8 protein-coding genes are annotated in these 7253 nt (G+C 49.8%); 6 read left to right on the forward strand and 2 right to left on the reverse strand.

All coding sequences use genetic code 11. The features are described 5' to 3' along the window. Window positions 1-256: 256 nt before the first annotated feature. Together L1D47_RS19705 and L1D47_RS19710 are read left to right on the forward strand one after the other, a co-directional pair. Complete coding sequence (locus tag L1D47_RS19705) at window positions 257-808, forward strand: hypothetical protein (RefSeq protein WP_239886494.1); 552 nt, start codon at window positions 257-259, stop codon at window positions 806-808. Next, window positions 792-1319 carry a hypothetical protein gene (locus L1D47_RS19710; protein WP_239886495.1) on the forward strand — a complete coding sequence of 176 codons (528 nt, stop codon included), beginning with the start codon at window positions 792-794 and terminating at the stop codon, window positions 1317-1319. The genes L1D47_RS19705 and L1D47_RS19710 overlap by 17 nt, the downstream gene beginning before the upstream one ends. Here the strand turns inward: L1D47_RS19710 and trmL are convergent. Then, window positions 1304-1768 (reverse strand): tRNA (uridine(34)/cytosine(34)/5-carboxymethylaminomethyluridine(34)-2'-O)-methyltransferase TrmL, encoded by a 465-nt coding sequence (gene trmL / locus L1D47_RS19715; RefSeq protein ID WP_239886496.1) that lies wholly within the window; start codon window positions 1766-1768, stop codon window positions 1304-1306. The genes L1D47_RS19710 and trmL overlap by 16 nt on opposite strands. Window positions 1769-2547: 779 nt before the next feature. Between trmL and L1D47_RS19720 the strand changes: the two genes are divergently transcribed. From L1D47_RS19720 to L1D47_RS19735, 4 genes are all read left to right on the forward strand, one after another. Next, the gene (locus L1D47_RS19720; RefSeq protein WP_239886497.1) at window positions 2548-3873 is read left to right on the forward strand and encodes a hypothetical protein; all 1326 of its coding nucleotides are present in this window, start codon (window positions 2548-2550) and stop codon (window positions 3871-3873) included. Between the two features lie 328 nt (window positions 3874-4201). Next, on the forward strand, window positions 4202-4414 hold the full coding sequence (locus tag L1D47_RS19725; RefSeq protein WP_239886498.1) for a hypothetical protein: 213 nt from the start codon (window positions 4202-4204) through the stop codon (window positions 4412-4414). Window positions 4415-4569: 155 nt separating this feature from the next. Beyond that, complete coding sequence (locus L1D47_RS19730; protein WP_239886499.1) at window positions 4570-4764, forward strand: hypothetical protein; 195 nt, start codon at window positions 4570-4572, stop codon at window positions 4762-4764. A gap of 20 nt (window positions 4765-4784) precedes the next feature. Further along, on the forward strand, window positions 4785-4982 hold the full coding sequence (locus L1D47_RS19735) for a hypothetical protein (protein WP_345778776.1): 198 nt from the start codon (window positions 4785-4787) through the stop codon (window positions 4980-4982). Between the two features lie 695 nt (window positions 4983-5677). Here the strand turns inward: L1D47_RS19735 and L1D47_RS19740 are convergent. Then, complete coding sequence (locus L1D47_RS19740) at window positions 5678-7198, reverse strand: aldehyde dehydrogenase family protein (RefSeq protein ID WP_239886500.1); 1521 nt, start codon at window positions 7196-7198, stop codon at window positions 5678-5680. Between the last annotated feature and the right edge of the window lie 55 nt (window positions 7199-7253).

Below are 7253 nucleotides of genomic sequence, written 5' to 3' on the forward strand. Positions count from 1 at the left end.
ATTGATCATTCTAGCTTGTTAAAACGCTCGATAACTGTATTAGTATTTTTAATTGTAGAATAACTACTTATCTAAAAATCCTGCTTTGTTCTCAAGCGTTTTTCCTGCGCTATTTCTGATCACCTGTTTACTGTGATTGGTATTACTCCTATTTCACTTGATGTTCGCCGGCGGGCGGTTCGCATTTCGATGGGCTTTCATCTAGGGTTAATAAAGCCTTTTTCAAGCCTAGGTTAAGCCCTATCTGGAGATGCCCATGACCCAAGACATATCAAGCCGTTTTGATGCCTGTGCGTGTGATGACGCGGATTGGTGTCATCTGCAGGAGACCACCAAGCTGCTGCTGTTGGCGACGGCGCAGATAGAGCTGTCGCTGACCGATGGCGACCATAACGTGACCGGGCTAGGCGAGCTGTTTACCCAGATGGCCGAGCACCTTGGCGAGGTCAACCGTCATCTGCATGGCTCCGGCGATACGCCACAGGCGATTCTGGCCCATAGCGACGGTCTGCTAAGGGCTATCGACAACGGGGTCATGGCGTTTCAGTTTTACGATCGCATCTCCCAGCGGCTTAATCATGTGATCACCGCGCTGAGCCTGATGGAGGCCATGTTGGGAGATGAGAAACGGCGCCACTCCCAGGCGGCTTGGCAAGATTTGCAAGGGGAGATACAGACGCATTATTCTCTGGACTGTGAACGGCAGATGTTCGCGGCGCTGCTTAAGGGCGTGCCGATACATGAGGCGCTTAATGCATACAGAGAAAACCATTTACAGCAAATGCAACAAGATGTTGAACTGTTCTAAATCGCTACGCTTGCTCTCAGCCATCTTGCTGGTGCCCACGGCTTCGGCGGGTAAGATCGGCCTGTCTGACTTTTGCCAGGCCCTGGCGGGAAATTGGCAGGGGGAGGCTTCGAGGCCCAAGGGGCTGGTGAAATCGGTGCGGGTACAGGGACTCTGTAGCGACGATAGACGCCAGCTGATGCTCTCTGTGAGCGAGCATGCCAGCCATCCGCTCAGCGAGACCTGGTGGTTTCGTGAGGGCGATGGCGAGATCAAGCTTACCTACTTCAACGGCGTCGATGCCGACAAGTATCTCTATTTCACCCTCTATCGACAAGAGACGGGGTTTTCCCTGCTGGGTAAGGGGCTGGTGCAGCAGCGCCCGGCGATGATACGCCTTAACTTCTCACCTCAGGGGAGCGGCTGGTTATGGCTGCAGGAGGTGCAATACCTGGATCAGGACGATGACGATTATCGGGTCTATCGCGGTATCGCCCTCAACCCTGTCGGCGAGGCTCAGCAGGCGCCCTGATAGTCGAGCTGACGCCAGGCTTCGTAGCTGATGATGGCCACAGAGTTAGACAGATTCAGGCTGCGGCTGCTGGCCGCCATAGGAATGCGCAGGCGCTGGCTGGTGGGGATAGATTCGATGATCGCCATCGGCAGGCCGCGGGTCTCGGGGCCGAACAGCAAGACGTCATCCTTCTCGAAGGCGATCTCACTGTGAGGGCGACTGCCCTTGGTGGTGCAGGCCATGATGCGCTTGCCCGCCATGGCGCCCAGGAAACTCTCAAAATCCTTATGGCGGGTGACGCGAGTTAGATCGCTATAGTCCAGACCCGCTCGGCGCAGTTTCTTCTCTTCAAGATCGAAACCCAATGGCTCGATAAGGTGCAGTTGGCAGCCGTTGTTGGCGCATAGGCGGATGATATTGCCGGTGTTGGGGGCAATTTCTGGCTCATAGAGGGCGATATGAAACATCTTGGCTTACCTTTGAATTGATGAGCGGCGATTATACGGTAAATGTCGAGAGGGGAAAATGGGGCTGGATAGCTAGAGGTTGCAGCCTCTGGTGCTGTCGTCATCGGTATATGAGCTTGAAGGTCGCACCTTCACTGTTACTGATCGCTTGCCTGGCGATGGGGGGGTAGTTGTTGCTTCTGGCGGCATTTGGTGTTTGATAGGGTTTTGAAGGCCGATTATTCAATTTTTATTAATAGCCTGCGGCTCGCTTATGTGCAGATACATCTGCTACACGCCGTGAATCCGTCCATGGAGGCTCGACGATGGCATCCCTGCCATCGACGTCCGCAGATGCATCTACACTAGGTGTCTATCGTCTCTTCGATTTGGCGGGATTTTGAAGCCTTGGGAGTTAAAGCGCTAAGTTATTTATGCCCCGAAGTGAGTTGGCGGTTAGCCAGTAAATCGCAAATTCACCTATTGCCCTACATTTCTTCATCTAAGTCCAGTATGTAGCGATTCACCACAAGTAGTAGAAACTGGCCAGGTATACAGTCGTATTTAAATGTTGTGACTTTTGGATGATTTTAAGTCGAAATTCGTGCGCGTTTCCCCATTGCTTTACAAATAAATATATTTAAAATTAGTCACTTATACTTTTGGTTGAGTAGATAATAGGTTTGGAAAACGCGCATGCGCATTTTTCCAGATGGTGTATTTAGAAATATGCTGATAAGTTCATTACATACAGATACTTAACTGTGGGCGTTTTCACTGGTCTAATGAGATAAACGCGCATGCGCACTAATAAGCTGTTAGGGAAGGTGCGAACAAGTCGTCGCACAGCTCTGGCTTTGATAGCAGCGACAGTTCAAGGCATTCAACTGAGGGCATGCCGAGGCCTGCTGAAGTTGAATAACGCCGAAATGGTGTTGCTATCAAAGCCCCGCAGGGCGAGGCTTACAGCGGTATTTGCTGCGTTACAGTTCTTGCGAAGGACTAGGGCCATTCGCTGCAAACTGTGCCTAGCATCTATCCACTTTAAGCACACGCAGAGCAAGCACTGTGGAAGAGCTGTATATTTATCTGGCGGCCCGGTCGCTGTTATTGAGCCTCAAAGTGATGTGATTACGCTCTGGCCTAAGACTAAAGATGGTAAAATTGCCGAAATTAAAATAGATACACTCGGTAAGTTATACTACGCGCTTAGGAAATATAATTTGACGATTATTGGTGTTGAATTTACTACTCATCATAGTGAGTATATTGGTGAAGCCCCAAAACAGTTCCGAGGCTACACTGAGCAGGAAGCTATTTGGCCTAATTGGGATGCCGCACAAAAGTGGAGTGAATTAGCCTTATCATCATTTCATAATAAAAATGGTTTAAGTTATGATTTGTCAAATAGAATCAGCTTCCAACTAAACACTATTAATAACCGATTGAGAAGCTTATCCTTATCATATCAAAACCAGCTAAACGCTTTAGTTCTGAAAAATAAATTCAAAGCTGGTCAACGCTTTCAAGATGGATACACTGACTTGGTTTATCAGGAGTTTCACTCTTTTTTATTCGACGCTGGAATCCTTCGAGATAACCTATGTGAATACGTTTATAACTTTTCAGATAATGGTTCTCGCAAAGAAGATGGAAAAGATGTCACGACTGCAAGTGGTCTGTTTAAACTCCTGAAAAAAGAAGTTAACCACACAAAGCTAGAATCTTACTTAAAAAGTGAAATGAGTAAAGGTGGCTGGTTATTCGAGTTGGGGCAATATCGAGATCTAGTTATGCATTCAGCACCAATAAATATAGCTAATCATCGTTTATACGCAATTCATGAACCAATTGCGCTTCCCGATGGTAAAGAGATCCTTTCAGTGCGTTTCCCTTTACCTTCTAATCCTTCAAAACTATATAGTGAACGTTGTAAGAGAAATGATTTTGATAAATACATCGAGCAATTTGATGAGCTTTCTCGGGTCTCCTTAGAAGATCGTGGAGAGTATGATTGTTTAGAATACGCGCATAAGGTATTTGGGTTGCTTTCCAATCTGTCTCTAGGGAAGGTGCGAATAAGTCCCGTGCTTGCTCTGCGTGTGCTTAAAGTGGATAGATGCTAGGCACAGTTTGCAGCGAATGGCCCTAGTCCTTCGCAAGAACTGTAACGCAGCAAATACCGCTGTAAGCCTCGCCCTGCGGGGCTTTGATAGCAACACCATTTCGGCGTTATTCAACTTCAGCAGGCCTCGGCATGCCCTCAGTTGAATGCCTTGAACTGTCGCTGCTATCAAAGCCAGAGCTGTGCTAGACCTTCGTACGTAAAAGAGAACTAACAAAAACATCAAGGTGACGCGTTACACTTTGCGGTTTTGGTATGGGGTTTAGTGCGCTTGGTAAGTTTATCGTGGCGCACCTTATGTTAGGCGTTATGTGTAAAAAGGAGCTGTTATGAGTTACTGGTTTGGCTATAGAGTGTTTGACAAGTCAATAGATTTGTCCCCAGGGGCGGAAATCCTTGAGGGACCATTTGATTCTTATGAAGACGCGAAAAAGATAAAAATAACCATGCGGGGTAGTGATATGCAAAAAACATCAATATTCAAGGCCATATCAGAAAGTGCGGCGAAAGAGCAATTGAAAAATGAAAGCTGGATGATTTAGATTTATCGAGTGTGTTTTGGCCGATAGGGGTACTAGGTTGGGGTTCGATTCCCCTAGCGTTTGTTGGCTTCGTAGCCTTTCTATTAGTTTTACTGCGTTTTTTTAGTCTTAAGCTGAGCCTTTCGGTCAGTGACAACAGTAATAAGGAGGTGCCTATGGAAAAAACATCAACTGTTCGTATTTTTGCTAGTTCAGTATTGGAAACAATTTGGGCTACAGGAGTCGGCAGCGTGGTTGGACACCTATCGACCAAAGCGCATTCAACACATAACAAGGCGGTGTTGTCGCCTTCGACTGGGACTGCTTTCCGCTGGCGCTCCATGGCATCCCCAAACCGCGGCGTTATGTAGAAACTTAACAAAGGAAGTTTATGATGAATTTAAACGCAACTCTTTGGGGGCAAATCCTCTTCTTCGTGGCACTAATCGTCATTTTTTTCACGGTAAGGTTTGCGCAGGGCAAAGCGAGCAATGTTCCTTTGGTTGGCTTTTATGCACTTCTACTCAACTTCTTAATTCCGCCAGGGGGCTGGATTTATTGCGGCTATTGGTATTTTAAAAAGTCTTAACTGAGAGCGGTTAGTTTCAGTGTAGGCTTTAGAACACGAGATATTTTCGCAACCTATACCGCTACGTAAATTTGATATTCGCCTGACTACTTTCCTGCACCAACTCGTTTTTTCCCAAATATTTTTTGTTTTTGATTGTCTAGCGAGGATCAAAAGCAGTCAAATCGAAGAGATGAATAACTTTGTGTAGGTACGTCTGAGGCCTTCGGCAGCATGGATGCTGCCGCAGAGCGCCCATGGAAGGGTTTACAGCGTGCCGCAGAAGTACCTGCACGAACGGCCTGCCGCAGGCAATTGATACACCACGAAGCCATGGTTCAAGGAAACCCTTCATACAGCAAAGTAGTGTGATGCTTACATACTAAGACCTTAGCTGAAAGGCCATTCAGATCTCCTTGCGTTGCACCTGCTGCAGGCAATTGATACACCACGAAGCCATGGTTCAAGGAAACCCTTCAAACAGCTAAGTAGTGTGATGCTTACATACTAAGACCTTTGCTTAAAGGCCCGTTAGGTATCTATGCGCTGCACCTGCCGCAAGCCATTGATACAGCATGAAGCCACGGTCCAAAGCTCCCTTTTTAAGTTTCAAATCAGTTTGATACTAGCTGACTAAGATAGCTGTCCCTTCATGAGGGGATAGAACATGCCGAGACTAGGTCTCGGCATGTGTTGGGTTGAGCCAATTTGCTAGGTTAGAAGAAACCCAGCGGGTTGATGTCGTAGCTGACAAGCAGGTTCTTGGTGTTCTGATAATGGCTGAGCATCATCTTGTGGGTCTCGCGGCCGATGCCTGACTTCTTGTAGCCACCGAAGGCGGCGTGAGCCGGGTAGGCATGGTAGCAGTTGATCCACACGCGACCGGCCTGAATGCCACGGCCCATACGTTGGGCGCGGTTCATGTCGCGGGTCCAGACGCCTGCGCCCAGGCCGTACTCAGTGTCGTTGGCAATCGCCAGCGCCTCGGCCTCATCCTTGAAGGTGGTGACAGAGATGACGGGGCCGAAGATCTCCTCCTGGAAGACGCGCATCTTGTTGTGGCCCTTGAGTATGGTCGGCTCGATATAGTAGCCGGTGCTCTGATCTCCCGAGAGCTGGCAATTGCTGCCGCCCATGAGTACCTGAGCCCCTTCGTTGCGGCCGATCTCCAGGTAGCTCATGATCTTATCGAACTGCTCCTGTGAGGCCTGGGCGCCCACCTGGGTGTCGGTATCCAGCGGGTTGCCCTGCTTGATGCTCTGGGCTCTGGCGATCACCTTCTCGATAAACTTGTCGTAGATAGACTCGGCGATCAACACACGTGACGGACAGGTGCAGACCTCACCCTGGTTGAAGAAGGCGAGCAGCATGCCTTCCACCGCCTTATCCAGATACTCATCTTCCTGGTCCATCACATCGGCAAAGTAGATGTTGGGCGACTTGCCACCCAGCTCGACGGTGGAGGGAATCAAAGACTCGGCGGCGCATTTCAATATGTGGTGACCTATCAGGGTCGAGCCAGTGAAGGCCAGCTTGGCGATGCGCTTGCTGACCGCCAGCGCCTGACCCGCCTCGGTGCCGAAACCGTTGACGATATTGAGTACACCGGCCGGCAGAAGATCCTGGATAAGCTCCACCATTACCAGAATCGATACCGGCGTCTGCTCGGCGGGCTTGAGCACTATGCAGTTACCGGCGGCCAGGGCCGGGGCGATCTTCCAGGCAGCCATCAGCAGCGGGAAGTTCCAGGGGATGATCTGGCCGACAACCCCCAGAGGCTCGGGGAAGTGGTAGCTGACGGTATTACTGTCGATATCGGCGGCGCTGCCCTCTTGGGCGCGGATGCAGCCGGCGAAGTAACGGAAGTGATCCACAAACAGAGGCAGATCTGCATTCAGGGTTTCGCGCACCGCCTTGCCGTTTTCCCAGGTCTCGGCCACGGCCAGAGACTCCAGGTTTTGCTCGACGCGATCGGCGATTCTGAGCAGCAGATTAGCGCGCTCGGTCACCGAGGTCTTGCCCCAGGCTTCCTTGGCGGCGTGAGCGGCATCGAGCGCCAGCTCAATGTCGCGCTCGTCCGAGCGGGCGACCTGACAAAATATCTGACCATCCACCGGCGAGCGGTTATCGAAATATTCTCCGCCCACAGGCGCGACCCACTCCCCCCCGATGAAGTTGTCGTAGCGGCTGTTGAAACTAACTATGGCATCTGTACTGCCTGGCTTGCTGTAGATCATTGTAATTTCCTAGTTTTGTCTTGTTGAAAGACGCTAACTGTCCGGCGTCTAATTT

This window comes from Shewanella sp. Isolate7 (assembly GCF_022398425.1).
Classification (GTDB): Bacteria; Pseudomonadota; Gammaproteobacteria; order Enterobacterales; family Shewanellaceae; genus Shewanella.